This window comes from Streptococcaceae bacterium ESL0687 (assembly GCA_029392475.1).
GTDB lineage: Bacteria > Bacillota > Bacilli > Lactobacillales > Streptococcaceae > Floricoccus.
Window position 1 is genome coordinate 135,011 of sequence record CP113940.1, and the last position, 24,196, is coordinate 159,206.

The window sequence follows — 24,196 nt, forward strand, 5'->3', positions numbered from 1 at the left end:
TAGAAAGGGGTAATCATCAGAATGGCTAGAGAAATTGAAGTAAAAGAATTCGAAGAACGCGTAGTTGGAATCAACCGTGTAACTAAAGTTGTTAAAGGTGGACGTCGTCTACGTTTCGCAGCGCTTGTAGTTGTTGGTGACCGTAACGGTCGCGTAGGATTTGGTACTGGTAAAGCTCAAGAAGTTCCAGAAGCAATCCGTAAAGCAGTAGAAGCAGCTAAGAAGAATCTTGTTGAAGTACCAATGGTAGGAACTACTGTACCTCACGAAGTAATCGGACAATTCGGTGGGGGACGTATCCTTATCAAACCAGCCGTAGAAGGATCTGGAGTTGCAGCTGGTGGAGCTGTTCGTGCCGTACTTGAGTTAGCAGGAGTTGCTGACGTTACAAGTAAATCACTAGGTTCAAACACACCAATCAACGTTGTTCGCGCAACTGTTGATGGACTTAAACAACTTAAACGTGCTGAAGAAGTTGCTGCATTACGTGGTAAATCTGTAGAAGATTTAGCATAAGGAGGATAAGATAATGGCTCAATTAAAAATTACTTTAACTAAGTCTCCAATCGGTCGCCTTCCTGTTCAACGTAAAACAGTGACTGCATTAGGACTTAAAAAACTACAATCAAGTGTTGTTAAAAACGACACACCTGCTATTCGTGGAATGGTTAACTCAATTTCACATTTAGTAACAGTTGAAGAAGTTTAATATAAACTTTTTAACAAAATAAAAGCGAGCCAAACTTTCGCCGACTCCGGCGGAAGTTTTGGCGCATAGTAAAGAATTAGGAGAAAATAAGAATGAAACTTCATGAATTAACACCAGCGGCTGGAAGCCGTAAAGTACGCAACCGTGTTGGACGCGGAACTTCATCAGGTAACGGTAAAACATCTGGACGTGGACAAAAAGGTCAAAAAGCTCGTAGCGGTGGCGGAGTACGTCTTGGTTTTGAAGGTGGACAAACTCCATTATTCAAACGTATTCCAAAACGTGGATTCTCAAACGTAAACCGTAAAGATTACGCAGTTGTGAATCTTGAAGTCCTAAACCGTTTTGAAGATGGTGCAGAAGTTAATGCAGACACTCTTGTAGCTGCTAAAATTGTTAAGGATGTAAAATCTGGTATCAAGATTCTTGGTAACGGTGAGCTTACAGCTAAAAACCTTAAAGTAACTGCAACTAAAGCTTCAAAATCAGCAGTAGCTGCTATCGAAAACAACGGTGGAACTGTAACACTTCCAGAAGCTAACTAGTAAGGAGGCTCTATGTTTTTCAAGACATTGAAAGACGCCTTCAAAGTAAAGGACATTAGAAGTCGCATTTTATTTACAATATTCATTCTTTTTGTATTTAGATTGGGAACTCATATAACTGTACCTGGTATAAATGCAAATAGTTTAAATAATATAGCTGACCTTCCCTTCATCAATATGATGAATCTGGTTAGTGGTAATGCCATGCAGAACTTCTCTGTCTTTGCAATGGGTGTGTCGCCGTATATTACAGCGTCAATCATTGTGCAACTTCTTCAGATGGATATACTTCCAGTATTTGTTGAATGGAGTAAGCAGGGTGAGGTTGGGCGTCGCAAGCTTAATCAAACTACTCGTTATATTACCTTAGTTTTAGCCATGGCTCAGTCAATTGCTATTACTGCAGGATTTAACTTAATGAGTTCAACAGGAATTGTTAACACTCCAAATACTGCAACCTACTTAATGATTGGTATGATTCTAACAACCGGATCGATGATTGTCGTTTGGTTGGGAGAACAGATTACTGATAAAGGTTTTGGTAATGGTGTGTCAATGATCATCTTTGCAGGTATCATTTCATCAATTCCGCAAGCAATAAAAAATATTTACGATTCAAAATTTGTAAATATTCGACCAGAGCAACTTTCAAGTTCGATTGTATTTGTAATCTTACTAATAATTGCTATGTGTTTAATAATTGCTTTTACAACTTATTTCACGCAGGCAATTCTGAAAATACCTATCCAGTATACTAAGTTGGTCCAAGGAGCACCTACAAGTTCGTATCTGCCCCTAAGACTTAACCCAGCTGGAGTTATCCCAGTAATTTTTGCCAGCTCAATTACAGCACTTCCAGCGACCTTGATTCAAATCTTGAATTCAACCAAAGGAAATGTTGCTTGGGTGGAAAATTTAAGGAATGCTCTTGACTATAATACTTGGTCAGGTATGTTAGTATATGCAACATTAATCATATTATTTACTTTCTTCTATTCATTTGTTCAGGTTAATCCTGAAAAAATGGCAGAAAACTTACAGAAGCAAGGAAGCTATATTCCAAGTGTGCGACCTGGTAAGGGAACTGAGAAATATATTTCAAAAATCCTTATTAGGCTTGCAACAGTTGGGTCAATCTTCCTAGGTGTGATTTCTATCATTCCAATACTTGCAACCAACCTATGGGACCTACCAAAAATGGTAGCCCTTGGAGGAACAAGTTTACTTATCGTAATTACGACAAGTATTGAAGGAATCAAGCAGCTCGAAGGTTATCTGCTTAAGAGAAAGTATGTAGGATTTATGGACGATCCATTTGAAGATTAATTCAGGCAGTGAGGCGAGTTTCTCGCCTCTCTTGTTTTGAGTTATAAGTTGAGATATAATAATTTATATTTGAGCTTATAATTTAAACAAACTTAATATTTAAGGAGAATAATAAAGATGAATCTTTTAATCATGGGCCTACCAGGAGCAGGTAAGGGGACACAAGCTGAAACTATCATTGAAGCAAAAGGTGTAAAACACATCTCAACTGGTGATATGTTCAGGGAAGCCATGAAAAATGAAACACCTATGGGAACTCTTGCTAAAAGTTATATCGACAAGGGTGAATTAGTACCAGATGATGTTACCAACGGAATCGTTAAAGAACGCTTAGCCCAAGATGACATCAAAGAAACAGGTTTCCTTCTTGATGGATACCCACGTACTATTGAACAAGCTTACGCACTTGATACAATGCTTGAAGAACTTGGTCTTAAACTTGACGGAGTAATCAACATTGACGTTAACCCAGAAATTCTTGTAGATCGTTTAAGTGGACGTTTTATCTGTCGTACTTGTGGGGCAACTTACCACAAAATTTTCAATCCAACTAAGGTTGAAGGAACTTGTGATAAATGTGGTGGACATGATTTCTACCAACGTGAAGATGATAAGCCTGAAACAGTTAAAAACCGCCTTGATATTAATATCGAACAAGGACAACCAATTCTTGAACACTACGGAAAACTTGGTCTAGTTAAAGATGTTAATGGTGAGCAAGATATTGAGAAGGTTTCTGAAGAAATCATCGAAATTTTAAAATAAAGCTTCATAAAAACTCTTGCGTAATGGACTAAAAAATGATAAAATAATCTAGTCCGACTTTTAGATATTATTATCATAGCGGGGAATTTTAAGGAGGTGCTTTTGCGTGGCAAAAGATGATGTAATTGAAATCGAAGGTAAAGTAATTGATACTATGCCCAATGCGATGTTTACTGTTGAGCTTGAAAATGGCCATCAAGTTTTGGCTACTATTTCAGGTAAGATGCGTAAAAACTATATTCGTATTTTAACCGGTGACCGTGTTACCGTTGAGCTTAGTCCATATGACTTATCTCGTGGTCGCATTACATACCGCTTTAAATAAACCGAAGGGAAAATATTCCCTATAAATTAATAGGAGGTATTAAAATGAAAGTAAGACCATCAGTAAAACCAATTTGCGAATACTGTAAAGTTATCCGTCGTAATGGTCGTGTTATGGTGATTTGCTCAGTAAATCCTAAACACAAACAACGTCAAGGTTAGAAAGGAGAAAGAACTAAATGGCTCGTATCGCTGGAGTTGATATTCCAAACGACAAACAAGTAGTGATCTCACTTACTTACGTTTACGGAATCGGTCTACAAACATCTAAGAAGATTCTTGCAGCTGCTGGTGTAGCAGAAGATATTCGTGTTAAAGACCTTACAACTGATCAAGAAGATGCAATTCGTCGTGAAGTAGATGGACTTAAAGTCGAAGGTGACCTTCGTCGTGAAGTAAATCTTAACATCAAACGTTTGATGGAAATCGGTAGCTACCGTGGAATCCGTCACCGTCGTGGATTGCCTGTTCGTGGACAAAACACTAAGAACAACGCTCGTACGCGTAAAGGACCTGCGAAATCAATCGCTGGTAAGAAAAAATAATTAATAAATAGAAAGGAGAAAAACATTGGCTAAACCAACACGTAAACGTCGTGTGAAAAAGAATATTGAATCTGGGATTGCTCACATTCACGCTACTTTTAACAACACAATCGTTATGATTACAGATGTTCATGGTAATGCTCTTGCTTGGTCATCAGCTGGTGCTCTTGGATTCAAAGGATCTAAAAAATCAACACCTTTTGCTGCTCAAATGGCAAGTGAAGCTGCTGCGAAATCTGCTCAAGAACATGGTTTGAAAACTGTTGCTGTTACTGTAAAAGGACCTGGATCAGGACGCGAATCTGCTATCCGTGCTTTACAAGCTGCTGGCCTACAAGTTACTGCTATCAGTGATGTGACTCCAGTACCTCATAATGGTGCACGTCCTCCAAAACGTCGTCGTGTATAATTTTCGTAAGTGCTGAATTTACACACTTTAATAATTGAGGAGATTACACATGATTGAGTTTGAAAAACCAAAAATTACAAAATTTGATGAAGAAAAAACTTACGGCAAGTTTGTCGTAGAACCACTTGAACGTGGATATGGTACAACTCTTGGTAATTCATTACGTCGTATCTTATTATCATCTCTTCCTGGTGCTGCTGTGACTGGTATTCAAATCGATGGAGTTCTCCATGAATTTGCTACTATCCCAGGTGTTCGTGAAGACGTGACTCAGATCATTTTGAATATCAAAGGGCTTGCTATCAAGTCTTATGTTGATGGTGAAAAACAAATTGAATTAGATATTACAGGTCCTGCTGTTGTTACTGCTGGTGACATCTTAACAGACAGTGATATCGAAATTACAAACAAAGATCATTACCTACTTACAATTGCTGACGGACACAGTCTTAAAGCTAAAATGACAGTAAACACTGGTCGTGGTTATGTTGCCGCTGAAGATAATAAAGTGGAAGACGCACCAATTGGTATGCTCGCTGTTGACTCAATTTACACTCCAGTAAACAAGGTTAACTACCAAGTAGAACCAGCTCGAGTTGGGGGTCAAGACGGCTTTGATAAGCTTACACTTGAAATCGTAACAGATGGTACAATTGATCCAGAAGAGGCTCTAAGTCTTTCTGCAAAAATTTTAACCGATCATTTGAGTCTTTTTGTAAACCTATCAGAAGTTGCACAAAGTGCTGACATCATGGTTGAAAAAGATGAAGTTTCTCCTGAGAAGACTTTGGACAAACCTATCGAAGAACTTGACCTATCAGTTCGTTCTTACAACTGTTTAAAACGTGCAGGAATTAATACTGTACAAGATTTAACAGATAAGACTGAAGCTGAAATGATGAAAGTTCGTAACCTAGGACGTAAGTCAATGGAAGAAGTTAAATTCAAAATTGCTGATCTTGGTTTAAAATTTAAAAACGAAAAATAATATTTAAGAAGGGAGAATAACATGGGTTACCGTAAACTTGGACGCAAAAGTGCACAACGTAAAGCAATGCTTCGTGATCTAACTACAGATCTTCTTATGAATGAATACATTGTAACTACTGAAGCACGCGCTAAAGAAGTTCGTAAATCAGTTGAAAAAATGATCACTCTTGGTAAACGTGGAGATTTACACGCACGTCGTCAAGCAGCTGCATTCGTTCGTAACGAAGTTTCATTAAAAGACTTCAACGAAGAAACAGAATCATTCCCAACTGCTCTACAAAAACTATTTAATGATGTCGCACCTCGCTACGAAGGACGTAACGGAGGATACACTCGTATTCTTAAAACTGAACCTCGTCGTGGAGATGGCGCACCAATGGCTATCATCGAATTAGTTTAATAAATAGAAGTGTCTTCATCACTTTTTGTTGAGTGTTATGATGGTGGTAGGGGCATGGACTTATTTTAGTTCGGTCTTAGACCAACCCTTACTTAGTCTAGCTCTGGCTTTCCGGAGTAGGTTGCCTACTCCGGGACACTCATCATAAATTTGAAAAAACACTTAAATTTAATTAAGAAGAAAATGCACATCAGTGCTATTTTTTTTATTTTATAAACCTGTCCAGACAAGATAAACCACTCGTAAAGAGTGGTTTTTTTATTTTTAAAATCATCATTTTATTTGAATCTAATTCACTTTAAATTCTTTTCTTTCTTTAAAATCTATTATTATTTTAAAAAGAATCAATGAATGGTCCAAGTTATTTAATTAATTTATAATTTTCTGACTATTCGATTGATTTTTGAAATTGTCATGTTATAATATTACTAAGTTTTTAATGAAGGAAAAGAGGTAATATATGCGTAGTGATACTATAAAAAAAGGAATTGAACAGGCTCCGGCAAGATCCCTTCTTTATGCAACAGGACAGGTTAAATCAGCCAGGGATATGAGTAAACCCTTTATTGCAATTTGTAATTCTTATATTGACATTGTTCCAGGGCATGTCCATTTAAGGGAGCTTGCTGATATTGCAAAAGAAGCTATTAGAGAAGCTGGTGGAATTCCTTTTGAATTTAATACAATTGGAGTTGATGATGGTATCGCTATGGGGCATATTGGTATGCGCTACAGCCTTCCTAGTAGAGAGTTGATTGCAGACAGTGCAGAGACTGTAATCAATGCCCATTGGTTTGATGGTGTTTTTTTCATCCCTAACTGTGACAAGATTACACCAGGTATGCTTATGGCCTCAATGAGGACTAATGTTCCAAGTATTTTTTGTTCTGGTGGACCCATGAAGGCAGGAGTGGATATGAGAGGTCACCAGGCTACTCTATCATCTATCTTCGAAGCTGTTGGTAGCTATAAGGAAGGTACCATGACCTCTGAAGAGGTTAATTTCATGGAAGAAAATGCCTGTCCTACTTGTGGATCTTGTGCAGGAATGTTTACGGCTAACTCGATGAATTCACTGATGGAAATTCTAGGAATGGCCCTTCCAGGAAATGGAACAGCTCTTGCTGTCGGTGAAGAAAGAAGACAATTAATCAGAGAGGCTGCCTTTAAACTAATGGATCTGGTTAAAAAGGATATTCGCCCAAGGGATATTGTAACTAAAGATGCTATTGATGATGCCTTTGCCCTTGATATGGCCATGGGTGGATCAACCAATACTGTTCTTCATACCCTTGCCATTGCAAATGAGGCAGGAATTAATTACGACCTAACTAGGGTAAATGATATAGCAAAAAGGGTTCCTTATCTTTCAAAAATTGCTCCAAGTTCCCTTTATTCTATGCATGATGTCCATGAAGCAGGTGGTGTTTCAGCAATTGTCAAGGAACTAGTTGACATTGATGTTATCCATCCAGATAGGATTACAGTTACTGGAGATACCATTAGAAATAATGTGGCAGATGCAAAAATTTTAAATGAAGAGGTAATCCATCCTGTTGACAAGGCTTACTCTAAAACAGGGGGACTTTCAATTCTTTACGGAAATATTGCTCCTAAGGGTGCAGTTATCAAGGTTGGTGGAGTTGACCCAAGTATTAAAAAATTTGTTGGTAAGGCCATTTGCTTTAGTTCGCATGATGAAGCTGTAGAAGCCATTGATAAAAAGATTGTAGACAAGGGTCATGTTGTTGTAATTCGCTACGAAGGACCAAAGGGTGGGCCTGGAATGCCTGAAATGCTTGCTCCGACAAGTTCAATTGTTGGTCGTGGCCTTGGTAAGGATGTTGCCCTAATTACAGATGGACGTTTTTCAGGGGCTACAAGGGGAATTGCTATTGGGCATATTAGCCCAGAGGCAGCAAGTGGTGGACCTATTGCCCTTATTAAAGACGGGGATGAGATTGTAATTGATCTTACCGAGCGTACTTTAAATGTTAGTCTGTCAGACGAAGAACTTGAGGCACGTAAGAAGGAAGTTAAACCTTTTGTTCCGAAGGTTGAAAGTGGTTGGCTAGCAAGATATGCAGCCCTAACAACAAGCGCCAACACTGGAGGTATTCTTCTAAGCCCAAGTGAACTACAAAAATTACTACTTGAAGAATTGAATCAATAAGCTAGGGATTGAGGAAGAAAGTTTTCAATCCTTCACTAGAGGAGGAAATATATGGATAAGATAAAATTGAAAGAAAAGCAGTCTGGTTCCAGACTACTTTTAGATAGTTTGAAGGAGCTTGGGGTGGACACCATTTTTGGATATCCAGGTGGTGCCGTCTTACCTTTTTACGATGCCCTTTATGACTTTGAAGGCATCAGGCATATTTTATCGCGCCATGAGCAAGGTGCAATCCATGAAGCTGAAGGCTATGCTAAGTCATCTGATAAGGCAGGCGTTGTAATCGTTACCAGTGGGCCAGGTGCCACAAATGTAATTACAGGTCTTGCAGATGCCTATATGGATTCAGTTCCTCTTTTGGTCTTTACTGGTCAAGTCGGAACACCAGGAATTGGTAAGGATGCCTTTCAGGAGGTTGATCTAATTGATATCACCATTCCTGTTACCAAGTATAATTATCAGGTTAGAGATACTGAAGATATTCCAAGGATTGTAAAAGAGGCCTATCATTTGGCAACGACCGGACGTAAAGGACCTGTTGTTGTTGACCTACCAAAAGATATATCTGCAAAAATAGTGGATGAGATAAAAAATCCAGCCCTTAAGCTACCTAACTATGAACCGACGGCATACCCGGATCTTGCTGAACTTAAGAAAATTATTTACAGTCTCAGCCAGGCTAAAAAACCAGTGGTCCTTGTTGGTGGTGGGGTAAACTATGCTGAGGCTAAGGATGAATTTATTGATTTTATTGAAAAACATAATTTGCCAGTAGTTACTACACTGTTGGGTCAAGGGATTATGGATGTTAGTCATCCTTTGTTTCTTGGAATGGGTGGCATGCACGGAAGTTATGCAGCAAATACTGCCCTAATGGAAACTGATTTTTTGATAAATATAGGAAGTCGTTTTGATGACCGAGTTGTAAGTAATCCAAAGGATTTTGCCCCTCAGGCTAAGATTGCCCATATTGACATTGATAATGTTGAAATTGATAAGATTGTAAAGACAGATATTAAGGTTATAAGTGATGCTAAACTTGCCCTAATTGAACTTCTTAAGTTTGATGCTAGTGATGTTGTTGTCCATAAGGACTGGTTGGAGGAGACGAAAAACAATAAATTCCGGGCCCCATATTCTTATAATCTAAGTGATAATTTTATTAGTCCCCAGGAACTTGTAAAAATTATCGGAGAGTATACTCAAGGTGAGGCAATTGTTGTAACTGACGTTGGGCAGCATCAGATGTGGGCAGCCCAGCACTATCCTTATAAAAATAGCAAGCAGTTGATAACTAGTGGGGGACTAGGTACCATGGGATTTGGAATTCCAGCGGCTATCGGTGCCAAATTAGCCAATCCAGATAAGGAGGTTATTCTATTTGTTGGTGATGGTGGTTTCCAGATGACCAACCAAGAGCTTGCCCTTTTAAATCAGTACGGGATTGATATTAAAATTGTTTTGATTAATAATACTTCTTTGGGTATGGTTCGCCAGTGGCAGACAAGTTTTCATAATAACCATCTAAGTCAAAGTGTCCTTGGATTTTCAGATCCTAATTTCCAGATTTTAGCTGAGGCTTACGGGATTGAGCATTACAGACTAGAAAATCCTAAAAATTTAAGGGAGGACCTAAAAATCATTAATAAAAAACTTCCTCTCCTACTTGAGGTTATGATAAATCCTGAGGAAAAAGTTTTTCCAATGGTACCTGCTGGACAGGCAAATAATAAGATGATTGGGGTGGTATTTAATGATTAAAACAATTGAGGCCTTGCTGTCCAATAAACCAGGTGTTCTTGACCGCGTGGTCAGTGTCTTAAGTAGGATCCAGGTTAATGTTCTCTACCTTCATGTTGAGGTAACTGAGGATCCTAGATACTCTAAGATTCAAATATCATTTAAGGAAAATAATCCGGGTGAGTTTGAACTTGTTGTCAAACAGCTACAAAGGCAAATAGATGTCCTTCAAATTGACGGCTCAGATCTTTAAATTATAATGAAATTGTCCGAATAATATGATATATTAAGCCTATATACTTAAGGAGGATACTTAATGGAGAAAAAATTAAGTAGGAGTGATTATCTCTATATAGGCTCAATGCTTTTTGGTTTGTTTTTTGGAGCAGGAAATTTAATTTTCCCGGTTCACATGGGACAAGAGGCTGGGTCTAACATATTATTAGCCAATTTCGGGTTTTTAGTTACAGGAATTGGTCTACCATTTCTAGGTGTTATTGCTATTGGGATTAGTAGAAGTACTGGACTTTTTGAACTTGCTAGTCGTATCAATAGAACTTATGCATACATATTTACGGTTTTACTATATTTAGTCATTGGTCCATTCTTTGCTGTTCCAAGGCTTGCATCAACCTCTTATCAAATTGGTCTTGCACCCTTTATTAGTGATAAAGATCAAAGCCTAGCTCTTGCAATCTTTAGTGTTGCTTTCTTTGCAGTAGCCTGGTTCTTATCAAGAAAACCCGGTAAGCTTTTGGATTACATTGGTAAGTATTTGAATCCAATTTTCCTAGCCCTACTTGCTGTTATTCTTGTTATGGCCTTTATTAACCCAATGGGGCCAGTTTCAGGAGTTAGCGCCCAAGAAAGCTATGCAACAAGTCCTTTTATGAAAGGATTTACGGAAGGATACCAAACCCTTGATGCCTTAGCATCTTTAGCTTTTAGCATTATTATTATTAATGCCATAAAAGGTAAGGGAGTTGAAAAACCATCTGCAATTGCTACATCAGCTATTAAATCAGGGGCGATCAGTATTGTACTAATGGGTGTGATCTACACTTTACTTTCACTTATGGGTACAATGAGTCTAGGAACATTTCCAATGTCTGAAAATGGTGGTATCGCCCTAGCAGAGATTACTCAGCATTATCTAGGTAGTTACGGTGCTGTTCTGCTGGCTTTAATTATTGTCTTTGCCTGCTTGAAAACAGGAATTGGTCTGATCACTGCCTTTTCAGAAACCTTTACTGAACTTTTCCCAAGTAGATCTTATGGATTTTATGCAGCTCTTGTAAGTATTTTTCCATGTATCTTTGCCAATGTAGGTCTGACAAATATTATCAGCTATGCGGTACCGGTTCTTTACTTTATTTATCCACTTGCTATTACTTTAATTATTTTAACTCTTGCAAACAATTTATTTAAAGGTGATTCAAGAGTTTATCAGATGACAACGTACTTTACTTTGATTGCATCAGTTATTGATGCCTTAAATACTAGTCCTGATTTTATTAAAAATAGTAAATTTGCAACTGTGATAATTGAATTTGGTCAAAAACTTCCCTTCTTTGATTTGGGGATGACTTGGGTTTTACCAGCTCTTGTAGGTTTTATTGTGGGAATTATCCTAATGAAAGTTTCACCTAAAAAGAACTAACAATTAACGAGTATTGATTATGAATTTAATCAATATTCGTTTTTTTAGCAAAAAATTATAAAATGAAATATAAAAGTACGTTAATTTTAAGAGAAAAATCTTGATAGTAATTTAACATTCGGTATTTGTATGATATAATAAACAAAAATTAAGAGGAGATATGAAATGCGCGGAATTTTAACGGTAATTGGTAAGGATAAGGTTGGTATTGTTGCAGCGGTAAGTAATGAGCTGGTTAATTTAGATATTAATATTATAGATATCAGCCAGACTATTATGGATGATTATTTTACAATGATTATGGCGACTGCCCTACCTGCAGGGTCAGACTTTGAAAAAATTAGGGCAATTTTTGACAAACTTGGGGATGAGTTAGGGGTTAAAATCACCATCCAAAATGCCGAAATCTTTGATACCATGCATAAATTATAGGAGTAAAAAATGGAAGCAAATCAAATATTAGAAACAATAAGAATGGTTGATGAAGAGAACCTAGACATTCGAACTATCACCATGGGAATTTCCCTACTAGACTGTATGGATCCAGACGTTGATGCTGCCTGTGAAAAAATTTATCAGAAGATAACAACCAAGGCTAAAAATTTAGTTAAGGTTGGTGAAGATATCGAGCTTGAATATGGTATTCCCATTATTAATAAAAGGATTTCGGTAACTCCAATTGCAATTGTTGCTTCAGCTTCTAAGGCAAGTAGCGAAGAGTGTATAAAATTTGCCAAAACTTTAGACCGTGCTGCTAAAGAGGTTGGGGTAAACTTTATTGGTGGATACAGTGCTCTTGTTGAAAAAGGATATCAGGGAAGTGACCTTGAACTTATCAAATCAATCCCTCAAGCTCTAGCTCAAACAGACTATGTTTGTTCTTCAGTTAATATCGGATCAACTAAGGCTGGGATTAATATGGACGCTGTAAAACTTATGGGTCAAACAGTTAAAGAGACAGCGGAAGCTTCTGATATGGGCTGTGCCAAGCTTGTTGTTTTTGCTAATGCTGTTGAGGATAATCCATTTATGGCTGGTGCCTTTCACGGGGTAGGTGAGGCTGATTGTGAGATTAATGTTGGTGTATCTGGTCCTGGTGTAGTTAAAAAGGCCCTTGAAAAGGTTAAGGGACAATCTTTTGATGTCGTTGCAGAAACTGTTAAAAAGACAGCCTTTAAAATTACTCGTATGGGTCAAATGGTAGGACGAATTGCATCAGAAAGACTCGGTGTTCCATTTGGAATTGTTGATTTATCCCTTGCTCCAACGCCAGCTGTAGGAGATAGCGTTGCACTAATTCTTGAAGAAATGGGTCTTGAGTCAGTTGGGACCCACGGAACAACTGCAGCTCTAGCTCTTTTAAATGATGCTGTCAAAAAAGGTGGGGTTATGGCCTGCAACCACGTTGGTGGACTATCAGGTGCTTTTATTCCTGTTTCAGAAGATGCTGGGATGATTAAGGCTGTTGAAACTGGTCATTTGAATCTTGAGAAACTTGAAGCGATGACTGCCATCTGTTCAGTAGGTCTTGATATGATTGCTATCCCTGGTGATACTAGGGCTGAAACCATTGCTGCTATGATTGCAGATGAGGCAGCGATTGGGGTTATTAACCACAAGACAACAGCTGTTAGGATTATTCCTGCCAAGGATACAGTAGTTGGAGATATGGTTGAATTTGGAGGTCTTTTAGGGACAGCTCCTGTAATGAAGGTAAATTCAGCCCAGTCTATTGACTTTATTGATCGTGGGGGAAGAATTCCTGCACCAATTCACTCATTTAAAAATTAATAAAAAAGAAAAAACAGGAGTAAATCTCCTGTTTTTTTTGCTTATATAGGGTCAATTAATTTATTTATTCAGAAAATTTAAAATAATTTAAAAAAGTTCATAATATTTCTTGAAAAATTATCAGAAAAGTTGTAACATTATATAAAATTAGAAAGGGAGTTAACATTTATGCCAGTAACAATGTATTATGAAAACGATGTAAAAGATCAGGTTCTTGGGGGCAAGAGAATTGCGGTCATTGGATATGGAAGCCAGGGGCATGCTCATGCTCAAAACCTACGCGACAGCGGACAGGATGTAATTATCGGGGTTAGACCTGGTAAATCTTTTGATAAAGCTAAGGAAGATGGATTTGAAGTATTTCCAGTAGCAGAAGCAGTAGCTCAAGCTGATGTTGTAATGATCCTTGCTCCAGATGAGATTCAAGGTGATCTTTACAAAAACGAAATTGAGCCTAACTTAAAAGAAGGCGTAGCTCTAGGATTTGGTCACGGATTTAACATTCATTTTGGAATTATTGAACCACCTGCAAGTGCTGACGTCTTCATGCTTGCACCTAAGGGTCCAGGACATCTAGTTCGTAGAACTTATGATGAAGGATTTGGAGTACCAGCTCTTTTCGCTGTCTATCAAGATGCCAGTGGAAAGGCGCGTGATATTGCTATGGATTGGGGTGTTGGTGTTGGAGCTGCCCGAGTGGGGATGCTTGAAACTAGCTTTAAGGAAGAAACAGAAGAAGACCTCTTTGGTGAACAAGCTGTCTTGTGTGGGGGAGTTACTGCCCTAATTGAGGCAGGATTTGAAATCCTAACAGAATCAGGATATGCTCCAGAACTTGCTTACTTTGAAGTTCTCCATGAAATGAAACTTATTGTGGATCTTCTTTATGAGGGTGGCTTCAAGAAAATGCGTCAATCAATTTCTAATACAGCTGAATTTGGTGACTATACAGCAGGACCAAGAATCATTACAGATCAAGTTAAAGAAAACATGCGCCAAGTCCTAAAAGATATTCAAACAGGTGCCTTCGCCCAAGAATTTATGGATGATTACAAGGCAGGAAATCCTAAAATGAAAGCTTACAGGGAACGTGCACAAAATCTTGAAATTGAAAAAGTTGGTAGTGAACTTCGTCAAGCAATGCCGTTTACTCAATCAGGCGATGATGCAGCCTTTAAAATCTACGAATAAATATTAGAAGAAGGAAAATGATGGAATTTACAGCAGAAAAAATTTTACAGGCCCAAGAAAAATTGGCAGATGTTGTTAGTAAAACACCTCTTGTAAAGGATCCATCATTATCTGAAAGGTATGGGGCTAACATCTACCTTAAGCAGGAGAATTTCCAAGTTGTCCGTTCTTTTAAGCTAAGGGGAGCCTTCTATGCTATTTCAAATTTACCAGATGAAAAATTAAAGGCTGGTGTGGTAGCTGCAAGTGCTGGTAACCATGCCCAGGGAGTAGCCTATACTTGTCAGAGGATTGGAGTAAGGGCAACAATTTTTATGCCGACTACAACGCCCCAACAAAAAATAAATCAGGTTAAATTTTTTGGGGGAGGTCAGGTTGAAATTGCTTTAATTGGAGATACCTTTGATGAGTCGGCAAAGGCAGCCAAGGAATTTGCTGAAATTAATCAGATGACCTTTGTCGATCCTTTTGATGACTATGATGTCATTGCAGGGCAAGGTACGGTAGCCTATGAAATTTTTGAGGATGCCAAGCAAGAAGGTATTAATTTTGACTATCTTCTATCTGCAGTTGGTGGTGGCGGCTTAATTTCTGGCGTATCAACTTATACAAAATCAATTAGTCCAGCAACTAAAGTCGTTGGTGTAGAGGCTTTAGGAGCTCAAAGCATGCGAGCTGCTTTTGATGTGGGTCATCCCGTTAGACTTGAATTGATTGATAAATTTGCTGATGGCATAGCAGTTCAAGAAGTGGGTAAGAAAACTTTTGAACTTGCCAGAAAATATGTTGATGAACTACTAGCTGTTGATGAAGGCCTTATTGCATCTACTATCATCGACCTCTATTCCAAACAGGGAATAGTCGCTGAACCTGCAGGAGCTACTACAATTGCTGCTCTGGAACTTATAGCAGATGAAATTAAAGGCAAAAATGTTGTTTGTATCGTAAGTGGTGGAAATAATGATATAAATAGGATGCCTGAAATTGAGGAACGCAGCCTAGTTTATCAGGGTTTGAAGCATTATTTTATTATTAATTTTCCTCAAAGGCCCGGAGCATTACGTGAATTTGTAAATGATGTTTTGGGACCAAAAGACGATATTACACGTTTTGAGTATATGAAAAAAGCCAACAAAGGAATGGGGCCAGGCCTTGTTGGTATATTATTAAATGAAAAAGAAGATTACGAGCCATTAATTGGTAGGATGAAGGAATTTGATCCAGGATTTATTGATTTAGAATCAAATAATAAGCTTTATAACCTTTTGGTTTAAAGAATATAAAAAGAAGCGAAAATTATCGCTTCTTTTTATATTTATTATTAAATAGGAGTTGGAGTGATATCCATTGGGATACTATCAATTAAGACGGGTTCTGCATTCCTTTTTGTAACATCATATACCTTCATTACTAAGTCTGTCCCATATTTGACCGTGTATGTGCTGGTTCCCCATTGTCTAAAGACGGAGTCACCAGAAACTTCCCATTGCCACTGATAATCCCATAATGTCGGGTAAGTGAGCTGATTTACGAGTGCCTGTTGTCTAGTCATTGCTGTTTTAAGATCGGTAGTTGATACAGTGCCATTATTTACTTGATAAGGAATATCAGCTGTTACTCGTGTTGTAAGATTAGCAGTACCCTTGGCAACTCCGGTTTTCATCATCCATTCAACTTTGTAAGTCTTACCAGCGGGAATATCAATTGTTTGTGGGGGAACAGTCCAGCTTTTAGTGGTAGTTCTTCTAGCTTCTTCTCCCTTAGTATAATCGAATGTAGCTGCAACGGTAGTTGATATACCTGCGATAAATGGAATTTTTATTTCTGCTGTTGCTGACATTCCCATACCCGATGAATTATAACTTACTGTTGTTACAGAGTCTTCTTGGGTATAAGTGAAACTAGCTGTACTAAGAGTTTGATTGTGCCCTGTTGAATTAGTAAGTGACGCAGTATGTGCTGCCATAGCATCTCCTTCAGAAATCCCCATGTCACCATTTAGTTTAACTACAGGAAAAGCGTAGTATGAACGTGGGCTTGACCAACCTTTATTAAGGGGTATGGAATCGTCAAGAGAGATTTCATGAATTTTATATAAATTGTAAGAGTAGGCATAAGCTAAATCTTTAAGGTCCTCTTTAGCTCTGACATCAGGATTAACATTTTTAACAATGGAATTATCTTGTGCAAAAATATTATTTTTTTCTATTTGAAAGGTATCATCAGCTAAAACGTGATGTGCCGTTCCAAGGCTTGCACAAGCTACCATACTAGTAATAGCAACTTTTCCTAAATTCTTTTTAAACATAAAATTTTTCTCCTTGTTTAGTAATTAGTGGTATGTTGCTTTACGATTTAATGAAGCCCTAAAATTAAATCGATAAATCATAAAAACAAAACAACCACTATTTATTGTAACATAAATCACAAAAAATATCGAAAATAAAAATAGTAAAATAAAAAGCGATTGGCTTTAATCTAATTTCTTTTTATTTTTTAAATTTTATGCACTCTTTACTTTTAGGTGATAAAAGGTTAAGATTAAATCTTACAAATAAATATAAAGATATAATTTTTTGAATTATTGAATTCAAAAAATCTATTAAGGAGAATTTAAACGGTACTGAAATATGAATTATATGGAAAAAATTACTCAAGATCAAATTGAGGAAATGATTGACAAACAAAATTCTACTAACCCGCGAAATATTTTAATCTTAAATGAATTAAATTTATCAGAAATTAATTTTTCTCATTTGGATTTAAATAAAATGCATTTTTTAAATTGTTTTTTTGATAAGGTTTATCTAGAAGACGTAAATAGAAAAGACATTAAGGATTGTAGTTTTAAAAATTGTAACTTTACTAAGATTTCTTCTAGTGGAGATATTAATATCTTTGATAGTAAGCTTACGGATAATTCATTGGGGTTCTTAAAATTAAACAAGCTTTTAGCCTATGATTCAAAATTTATTAATAATAAGGTTTTGGAAAAAAATATTGGCCAAGTCGATCTTAGAAATTGTGAGCTGGTAAGTTCAGATAGCTTTTAGAATGGATTGATTGAACAACCATAAAAATGTTAAAAATTAAAAAAGCAGCTGGAGTTTCCGGCTGCTTTTTAAGTGCCAATTCCATCTATAAATAGTGCTCTTTAAATGTTCTATATTTTACAATGAATAATTAATCACAAAATTATGATATAGTATTTATATAAAAAAATAATTTTATTTTTTTAAAGGGCTGTTTAATTTTATTGTTATGGGAGGAAAAAGAATGGATATTTTAACCATTAGAAATTTAAATTTTTCATATGGGAAAAAGCTAGTTATTGATGATGGAAATCTGACGATAGGAGCAGGAGATATTGTAGGTCTGATAGGTAATAATGGTGCCGGGAAAAGTACTTTAATGAAACTTATTTCCGGGATTATTCCAGGATATTCAGAAAGCATTACTGTTAACTCTAAAAGCATAGGAGTTCTTATTGAGGAACCTAGTTTGTATAAGGATATGTCAGTTTTAAGTAATCTTAAATTTTACTGTAAATTATATGAAAAAGATTATGATATTATCGGTAAATATAAGAATATGCTTGGCGTAGAAAGTTTCTTAAATAAAAAAGTTTCTAGGCTTTCTCTGGGGATGAAGCAAAGAATTGGCTTGTTTGTGGCCTTGATTGCTTCCAATGAATTTATTTTACTAGATGAACCAACAAATGGTTTAGATCCAGCTGGAATAGATAATCTTTTAAAACTTATCAAACAATTGTCTGTGGATCATGGAATCACCTTTATCATTTCAAGTCATATTTTAGAAAACTTAGATAAGGTTTGTAATAAAAATGTTTTGCTGAGGGATCAAAAGTTGATCATGCTAGACTCAGTAGAATATTTGAAATTCAAAATCTACAGTTTTGAGGTTAGCCAAAGTGGATTAATTGAACTATTAGAAGCAGAAGATATTCCTTATGAATTAGAGGGGCGAGATATTATTGTTTCAGCTATAAATATTGGACAAGTTGAGTCACTTTTAAATGGAAAAAATATCCCAATGAATAAGGAAAAAGTAAGTCTAAGTGAGGTAATTTTTTAATGGCAAATAAATTTGGAACTTTATTTTTAAAGAAAGATATCTGCAAGCTGAGTATTCCCATTTTTTGGATGTTATCATTAATATCAGGATTTAGCATTATTTATTCGAGGGAATATTTAGGTGGACCATTTAGGGTGGACAACATCTATGCTATGTTTTCGACCTTCTCAATTTTTTTAATAATATACTTATCTGTAAGTTTATTTGGAACAGAATTTCAATATAAGACGATAAATATGATTCGAATCAGCAATAGAAGTCCTTTGGAAATTATTTTAAGGAAGCTTACGGTTATGTTAATAGTTAGCTTGGTAACTTCTTTGATTGCTTATTCTGAGGTCCTCATACAGCAGCTTTATTATGGCCATAATGAAATTAACTTAGTAAATCTTTTGAGTCGTATAACTTCATCATATTTATTTTTTGGTTTATTTTTATTTTCTATAGGCACTATCGTGGTCTTATATTTAAAAAATACCCTATTTTCTTTCATTTTTGTTCTCTTGTTTCTTAGATTAGGTGCAATGATTGTGAATATCTTAGGCAATTTTTCAGAATTACGGTCTTTCATAGAATATGTTCCCTTTACCTTTGCAGAAAATGCTTTTTCCTTTGCAAGTTATACAGGAAAACAAGCTCTTATAATGATAATTTGGAGTCTAATTCTTCTCGCATTTACCCCTATATTATATAAACAAAGGGGATATGAGTGATTTTTATTAATATCTATTAAAATTATTTATAAAAAAGCAGCTGGAGTTTCCAGCTGCTTTTGCTTTTTGATCAAAAAAATAGAACCCGTGTCATATATGGCTCTAAGGGGTGTTTTTCTATGCCACAAATAGGAATCGAACCTACGACCTTCACCTTACCATGGTGCTGCTCTACCGACTGAGCTATTGCGGCAAATCTTTATCTTTGATTATTATAGCAGATAATTTATTTTTTGAAAATAGGTAAATTAAAAATACTTTCAGAGGCTTTAAATTGGGCATTTAATGCTTGAAATAGTGAAAAAAACGTTAAAATCTTGATATCATTTTACAAAAGTATTAAAATAGGATAGATACGTATACGATTATATAATAAAGTTAACGAGATAGAAAGAGAAGTATTCGACATGATGTATTTAATCGCTTTGGTTCCAGCAATTTCCTGGGGGCTAATTGGAGTGGGCTTTGCAAAGAGCAAGGCAACCCCTGAAGAGACGACCTTAGGATCCATGGCAGGATTCCTAATATTCTCAACAGTTGTTACTTTAATAAGTACAACTAATATAACCCTTCCTGTTTTTGCGGTTGGATTTGCTAGCGGATTTTTACTCTCTCTAGCAAATATTGGTCAATTCTCAGCTATGAACGAGTTAGGGGTTTCAAAAACAGTTCCCCTGGTTGCAGCCCTCCAATTAATACTTAATTCTCTTCTAGGTGCTTTTATCTTTCATGAGTGGGTTGGAATTGTCCAATGGATTTTTGGGATTATTTCAATTATTTTGGTAATTGCAGGAGCTAGCATGACTAGCTACCAGGAGAATTCAAGTAAAAGTGGATCTAAGTTTAGTAAAAAAGGGATTGCAAGCCTTCTTGTGGCTGGTATCTTTGGGGGACTTTACTCAGTTCTTCCTAAAGCCTATCAGTTCTTCGGTGACATAAATGGTACTAGGGAGTTTACTGATAGTTTACTTCTTCCTCAAGCAATTGGAGGAATCACAGGAGCTCTGCTTATTTACTTCTTTATCAGAAAGGGAAATCCTTTCAAAGCCCTGACAGAAGTACCTGTTGTAAAAAGTATTTTTGTTGGTTTCTTATGGGCAATAGGTAACATGTGCCTACTTATTTCTTCAACAAGTAGCCTTGGACTTGCAACAGCCTTTACCTTTTCTCAACTTAATCTGGTTATTGGAGGATTTAGTGGAATTTATATCCTGCATGAAAATAAAACTAAGAAGGAATTTCATCGTTTCTTGATGGGGATTCTGTTGGTAGTTGCAGGGGCTGTTGTTACAGCGCTAATTTAAAAGATTTTAGGGAGTCTCCTCGGAGGCTCCCTTTTAAAAACGAACTATCATTTAAAAAATATTCAAATATATCGGATATGGTAGATTTTTTGATAAAAAATGATATAATGATATCTATACTTGGGTCATAAAGTTAATATAGAACTAAATTTACCCTTAAATGTACACATAAATCTAAAAATAAAAATAGTTATCACTTATTTATTCTAGGGATTGGCCTAGAGTCTCTACAAGACACCGGAATGTCTTACAATGAGTGGAAGTTGTCTTATCATTTGTAATGGCTAGCACTTTCACAATAAGTGCTAGTTTTTTATTTTTTACAAAAATTAGGAGATAGATACAAATGAAGTTACTTGAAGAAAGAATTAAGACAAATGGTCAAGTTCTAAAGGAAGATATTTTAAAGGTTGATAGCTTTTTAACCCACCAGGTTGACTACAAGCTAATGAAAGCCATCGGACAAAGATTTGCGGAAGTATTTGCAGATGCTGGAATTACTAAGGTAGTTACTATTGAAGCAAGTGGAATTGCTCCGGCTCTTTATGTGGCAGAAGCACTTGATTTGCCAATGATTTTTGCTAAAAAGGCAAAAAATATTAGCATGAACGATGAACTTCTAACAGCTGATGTCTATTCATTTACAAAACAAGTTACAAGTACTGTTTCAATTTCAAAGAAATTCTTAAATGAAGACGATCGTGTTTTAATAATTGATGACTTCTTGGCAAATGGCCAGGCTGCTCTAGGACTTATTGAAATTATTGAGGCAGCTGGTGCTAGCGTTGAAGGAATTGGAATTGTTATTGAAAAATCATTCCAGGATGGACGTCAACTTCTTATAGATGCGGATTATAAGGTCGTATCTCTAGCCCGAATCGAAAAATTTGAAGATGGGCAAGTTGTTTTTGCTCAAGCAGACGCCTAGATTGGAGCCTAGCTAAATGGAATTTAATGAAAATAAAAATAGTCAAGCCGCAGTACTTGGTCTTCAGCACTTACTTGCCATGTATTCAGGAAGTATACTTGTTCCAATTTTAATTGCAAGTGCCCTAAATTACACACCAGCTCAATTAACCTACTTAATTTCAACTGATATTTTTATGTGTGGACTGGCAACCTTCCTTCAGCTTCAACTTAATAAATATTTTGGTGTGGGTCTACCGGTGGTTCTAGGGGTAGCCTTTCAATCAGTGGCTCCTCTTTCAATTATTGGAGCCAAGCACGGACCTGGTGCTATGTTCGGATCAATTATTGCCTCAGGAATCTTTGTTGTTCTAATTGCTGGCTTCTTCTCAAAAATTAGAAAGCTGTTTCCTCCGATTGTGACAGGAAGTGTAATCACAACTATTGGACTTACCCTTATACCGGTAGCTGTTGGAAACATGGGAAGTAACTCAGATAATCCAAGTGTGGAAAGTGTTATCCTGGCTTTAGTGACAATCTTTATCATTCTTGCTATCAATTATTTCTTTAAAGGATTTATTAGATCAATTGCTATTTTAATTGGTCTGATTGTAGGAACTGTAATTGGAAGTTTCTTCGGTTTAGTTGATACCCAAGCTATCGCTTCAGCCCCTTGGGTGCATGTCCCAACTCCTTTCTTCTTTGGAAAACCGGTATTTGAACTTTCAAGTATCCTTATGATGTGTATCATTGCTCTTGTTTCTTTAGTTGAATCAACAGGTGTATATTTCGCCCTTGCTGATATTACAGGAGACAAGCTAACTGAGAAAAGACTTCGTAATGGTTATAGGGCAGAAGGACTGGCAGTTATTTTTGGAGGTATTTTCAATACCTTCCCTTATACAGGATTCTCACAGAATGTTGGTCTGGTTCAACTTTCAGGAATTAAGTCACGTAAACCAATCTATTATACAGCCTTCTTCCTAGTTATTCTTGGTCTGGTTCCAAAATTTGGAGCCCTTGCTCAAATGATTCCAAGTCCTGTTCTAGGTGGTGGTATGCTTGTCATGTTTGGTATGGTAGCTGTTCAAGGTATGAGAATGCTTAATAGTATTGATTTTGAAAAAAATGAATACAATTTATTGATTGCTGCTGTATCAGTAGCAAGTGGAGTGGGTCTTCATAACACCAGCCTCTTTAACTCTTTCCCTCAAACAGCTCAAATGTTTTTGACTAACGGAATTGTTATCGCAGCTCTTGTTTCAATCGTCTTAAATCTAATCTTTAATTCTAAAAAGAAATAGTAGCTAATTTCATAGTAATAGTAGAAAGAATCTTCTTTCTACTATTATTTTTTTCTCTTTCGTACTATTAATGTTACAATGAAAATTAGTTTAACCAGCCAACTAAATTAGAAGGAGAAGACAAAGTGTACAATTTTACAGATATACCAAGTAGATTAAATGACAATAGCATCAAGTGGGCAGAGGTAAAAGATGATCCTGAGCTTTTACCCATGTGGATTGCTGATATGGACTTTGAAGTCTTAAGTGATATTAGAGAAGCTGCTCAAAATTTTGCCCTCTTTGATGTTTACGGATATAGCTATGCACCTGATAGCCTTTATCAAGCTATTATAGACTGGGAGGAGCGCGAGCATAATTATAAAATTTCAAAGGATAGCATTAGCTTTTTAGAAGGTGTCCTTGCTGGTGTATCAATTGCAATTGAGTCATTTACCTGTAAGGGAGATGCTATTTTAATTAATAGTCCAGTTTACCCACCCTTTGCTAAAACGGTAAGACTTAAGGGACGAAAACTTGTTGCTAATTCTTTAGCTGAAAAAAATGGTCAATTTGAGATTGATTTTGATCAATTAGAAAAGGATTTAGCTACAAATGAGGTTAAGTTGTATATCCTTTGTAGTCCCCATAATCCTGGTGGGCGTGTTTGGTCTTGGGATGAGCTTGTAAGAATTGGTAAACTTTGTCAAAAATACGGGGTAATTCTTTTGGTTGATGAGATTCATCAGGATTTGATTCTTTTTGATAATATTCACCATTCAATAAATACAGTTGATCCTAGCTTTTCTGACTTTACCATTCTTTTGACTGCTGCAACAAAAACCTTTAATATTGCTGGGACTAAAAATTCATTTGCAATAATTGAAAATCCTAAGTTACGAGCAAAATTTAAGGAGATTCAGCAGGCCAACAATCAAACGGGAATTAGTACCCTGGGTTACATGGCAACTGAAGCAGCCTATACTCACGGTAAGGCTTGGTTAGAGGAACTTAAAAAAGTCTTAGAAACAAACGTTACTTATTTGATAGACTACCTTTCAGAAAATGCAAGTAAGTTAAAGGTAATGAGACCACAGGGTACCTACCTTCTATGGCTTGATTTTTCAGCCTACAATTTAGATGATAAAGAATTAAATCGTCTTTTAAAGGAAGAAGCTAAGTTGATTTTAAATCCAGGTATAAGTTTTGGTAAGGAAGGTAAACTTCATGCCAGAATGAATGTTGCAACTTCTTTGGAAAATATTAAGACAGCCTGCACGCGACTTGCCAACATGCTTGCTGGACTTGAATAAGAAAATTTAGCTAT

At 36.5% G+C, this 24,196-nt stretch carries 27 protein-coding genes, 1 tRNA gene and 1 riboswitch; of the genes, 26 read left to right on the plus strand and 2 right to left on the minus strand.

Translation table 11 applies throughout. The annotated features are described in order from the left end of the window. The first annotated feature begins 21 nt into the window (after nt 1-21). The 19 genes from rpsE to ilvA all read left to right on the plus strand — a co-directional run bounded on the left by rpsE (nt 22) and on the right by ilvA (nt 15,842). The gene (gene rpsE / locus OZX60_00740; protein WEV45318.1) at nt 22-516 is read left to right on the plus strand and encodes a 30S ribosomal protein S5; all 495 of its coding nucleotides are present in this window, start codon (nt 22-24) and stop codon (nt 514-516) included. A 13-nt stretch (nt 517-529) separates the two neighbouring features. After that, entirely contained in the window at nt 530-709 is a 180-nt protein-coding gene (rpmD, locus tag OZX60_00745; protein WEV45319.1) for a 50S ribosomal protein L30, read from the plus strand. Between the two features lie 92 nt (nt 710-801). Further along, nucleotides 802-1,254 (plus strand): 50S ribosomal protein L15, encoded by a 453-nt coding sequence (gene rplO / locus OZX60_00750; GenBank protein ID WEV45320.1) that lies wholly within the window; start codon nt 802-804, stop codon nt 1,252-1,254. 12 nt (nt 1,255-1,266) lie between these two features. After that, nucleotides 1,267-2,580: a preprotein translocase subunit SecY gene (secY, locus tag OZX60_00755; protein WEV45321.1), complete on the plus strand. Its 1,314-nt coding sequence runs from the start codon at nt 1,267-1,269 to the stop codon at nt 2,578-2,580. 117 nt (nt 2,581-2,697) lie between these two features. Beyond that, nucleotides 2,698-3,345, plus strand: coding sequence for an adenylate kinase (locus OZX60_00760; GenBank protein ID WEV45322.1), 648 nt, complete (start codon nt 2,698-2,700; stop codon nt 3,343-3,345). A 106-nt stretch (nt 3,346-3,451) separates the two neighbouring features. Continuing rightward, nucleotides 3,452-3,670: a translation initiation factor IF-1 gene (gene infA, locus OZX60_00765; GenBank protein ID WEV45323.1), complete on the plus strand. Its 219-nt coding sequence runs from the start codon at nt 3,452-3,454 to the stop codon at nt 3,668-3,670. Between the two features lie 44 nt (nt 3,671-3,714). Next, entirely contained in the window at nt 3,715-3,831 is a 117-nt protein-coding gene (gene rpmJ, locus OZX60_00770) for a 50S ribosomal protein L36 (GenBank protein ID WEV45324.1), read from the plus strand. A gap of 17 nt (nt 3,832-3,848) precedes the next feature. Then, on the plus strand, nt 3,849-4,214 hold the full coding sequence (rpsM, locus tag OZX60_00775) for a 30S ribosomal protein S13 (protein ID WEV45325.1): 366 nt from the start codon (nt 3,849-3,851) through the stop codon (nt 4,212-4,214). A gap of 25 nt (nt 4,215-4,239) precedes the next feature. Then, nucleotides 4,240-4,623, plus strand: coding sequence for a 30S ribosomal protein S11 (gene rpsK / locus OZX60_00780; protein WEV45326.1), 384 nt, complete (start codon nt 4,240-4,242; stop codon nt 4,621-4,623). 49 nt (nt 4,624-4,672) lie between these two features. Continuing rightward, a complete protein-coding gene (locus OZX60_00785; protein ID WEV45327.1) occupies nt 4,673-5,611 on the plus strand; it encodes a DNA-directed RNA polymerase subunit alpha in 939 nt (312 codons plus the stop codon). Between the two features lie 21 nt (nt 5,612-5,632). Then, the gene (rplQ, locus tag OZX60_00790) at nt 5,633-6,013 is read left to right on the plus strand and encodes a 50S ribosomal protein L17 (protein ID WEV45328.1); all 381 of its coding nucleotides are present in this window, start codon (nt 5,633-5,635) and stop codon (nt 6,011-6,013) included. 460 nt (nt 6,014-6,473) lie between these two features. Next, on the plus strand, nt 6,474-8,186 hold the full coding sequence (gene ilvD / locus OZX60_00795; GenBank protein WEV45329.1) for a dihydroxy-acid dehydratase: 1,713 nt from the start codon (nt 6,474-6,476) through the stop codon (nt 8,184-8,186). Between the two features lie 51 nt (nt 8,187-8,237). Then, nucleotides 8,238-9,947, plus strand: a complete 1,710-nt coding sequence (ilvB, locus tag OZX60_00800; protein WEV45330.1) for a biosynthetic-type acetolactate synthase large subunit — start codon at nt 8,238-8,240, stop codon at nt 9,945-9,947. Further along, nucleotides 9,940-10,179: an ACT domain-containing protein gene (locus OZX60_00805; protein ID WEV45331.1), complete on the plus strand. Its 240-nt coding sequence runs from the start codon at nt 9,940-9,942 to the stop codon at nt 10,177-10,179. The genes ilvB and OZX60_00805 overlap by 8 nt, the downstream gene beginning before the upstream one ends. A 63-nt stretch (nt 10,180-10,242) precedes the next feature. Next, nucleotides 10,243-11,586 carry a branched-chain amino acid transport system II carrier protein gene (gene brnQ / locus OZX60_00810; protein ID WEV45332.1) on the plus strand — a complete coding sequence of 448 codons (1,344 nt, stop codon included), beginning with the start codon at nt 10,243-10,245 and terminating at the stop codon, nt 11,584-11,586. A gap of 165 nt (nt 11,587-11,751) precedes the next feature. Beyond that, nucleotides 11,752-12,018 (plus strand): ACT domain-containing protein, encoded by a 267-nt coding sequence (locus OZX60_00815; GenBank protein WEV45333.1) that lies wholly within the window; start codon nt 11,752-11,754, stop codon nt 12,016-12,018. 9 nt (nt 12,019-12,027) lie between these two features. Then, nucleotides 12,028-13,377 (plus strand): PFL family protein, encoded by a 1,350-nt coding sequence (locus OZX60_00820; GenBank protein ID WEV45334.1) that lies wholly within the window; start codon nt 12,028-12,030, stop codon nt 13,375-13,377. A gap of 168 nt (nt 13,378-13,545) precedes the next feature. Further along, the gene (gene ilvC, locus OZX60_00825) at nt 13,546-14,568 is read left to right on the plus strand and encodes a ketol-acid reductoisomerase (protein WEV45335.1); all 1,023 of its coding nucleotides are present in this window, start codon (nt 13,546-13,548) and stop codon (nt 14,566-14,568) included. A gap of 20 nt (nt 14,569-14,588) precedes the next feature. Next, nucleotides 14,589-15,842 (plus strand): threonine ammonia-lyase IlvA, encoded by a 1,254-nt coding sequence (gene ilvA / locus OZX60_00830; GenBank protein WEV45850.1) that lies wholly within the window; start codon nt 14,589-14,591, stop codon nt 15,840-15,842. Nucleotides 15,843-15,889: 47 nt separating this feature from the next. On the opposite strand, the gene OZX60_00835 is transcribed toward ilvA, so the two are convergent. Beyond that, nucleotides 15,890-16,876, minus strand: coding sequence for an ETX/MTX2 family pore-forming toxin (locus OZX60_00835; protein WEV45336.1), 987 nt, complete (start codon nt 16,874-16,876; stop codon nt 15,890-15,892). A 331-nt stretch (nt 16,877-17,207) separates the two neighbouring features. On the opposite strand from OZX60_00835, the gene OZX60_00840 reads away from it, so the two are divergent. The 3 genes from OZX60_00840 (at nt 17,208) to OZX60_00850 (ending at nt 19,376) form a co-directional block, all read left to right on the plus strand. Next, entirely contained in the window at nt 17,208-17,621 is a 414-nt protein-coding gene (locus OZX60_00840; GenBank protein ID WEV45337.1) for a hypothetical protein, read from the plus strand. 223 nt (nt 17,622-17,844) lie between these two features. Beyond that, the gene (locus OZX60_00845) at nt 17,845-18,663 is read left to right on the plus strand and encodes an ABC transporter ATP-binding protein (GenBank protein WEV45338.1); all 819 of its coding nucleotides are present in this window, start codon (nt 17,845-17,847) and stop codon (nt 18,661-18,663) included. Continuing rightward, nucleotides 18,663-19,376, plus strand: coding sequence for an ABC transporter permease (locus tag OZX60_00850; GenBank protein WEV45339.1), 714 nt, complete (start codon nt 18,663-18,665; stop codon nt 19,374-19,376). Before OZX60_00845 ends, OZX60_00850 begins: the two co-directional genes overlap by 1 nt. Before the next feature lie 120 nt (nt 19,377-19,496). Here the strand turns inward: OZX60_00850 and OZX60_00855 are convergent. Then, nucleotides 19,497-19,569, minus strand: a tRNA-Thr gene (locus OZX60_00855). 214 nt (nt 19,570-19,783) lie between these two features. Here OZX60_00855 and OZX60_00860 point away from each other — a divergent pair. From OZX60_00860 to OZX60_00875, 4 genes are all read left to right on the plus strand, one after another. Continuing rightward, a complete protein-coding gene (locus tag OZX60_00860) occupies nt 19,784-20,680 on the plus strand; it encodes a GRP family sugar transporter (protein WEV45340.1) in 897 nt (298 codons plus the stop codon). A 177-nt stretch (nt 20,681-20,857) separates the two neighbouring features. Further along, nucleotides 20,858-20,953: riboswitch (purine riboswitch) on the plus strand. A gap of 73 nt (nt 20,954-21,026) precedes the next feature. Beyond that, nucleotides 21,027-21,608 (plus strand): xanthine phosphoribosyltransferase, encoded by a 582-nt coding sequence (locus tag OZX60_00865; protein WEV45341.1) that lies wholly within the window; start codon nt 21,027-21,029, stop codon nt 21,606-21,608. Between the two features lie 16 nt (nt 21,609-21,624). After that, complete coding sequence (locus OZX60_00870) at nt 21,625-22,890, plus strand: nucleobase:cation symporter-2 family protein (GenBank protein ID WEV45342.1); 1,266 nt, start codon at nt 21,625-21,627, stop codon at nt 22,888-22,890. 125 nt (nt 22,891-23,015) lie between these two features. Then, nucleotides 23,016-24,182 carry a pyridoxal phosphate-dependent aminotransferase gene (locus tag OZX60_00875; GenBank protein ID WEV45343.1) on the plus strand — a complete coding sequence of 389 codons (1,167 nt, stop codon included), beginning with the start codon at nt 23,016-23,018 and terminating at the stop codon, nt 24,180-24,182. Nucleotides 24,183-24,196 lie beyond the last annotated feature (14 nt).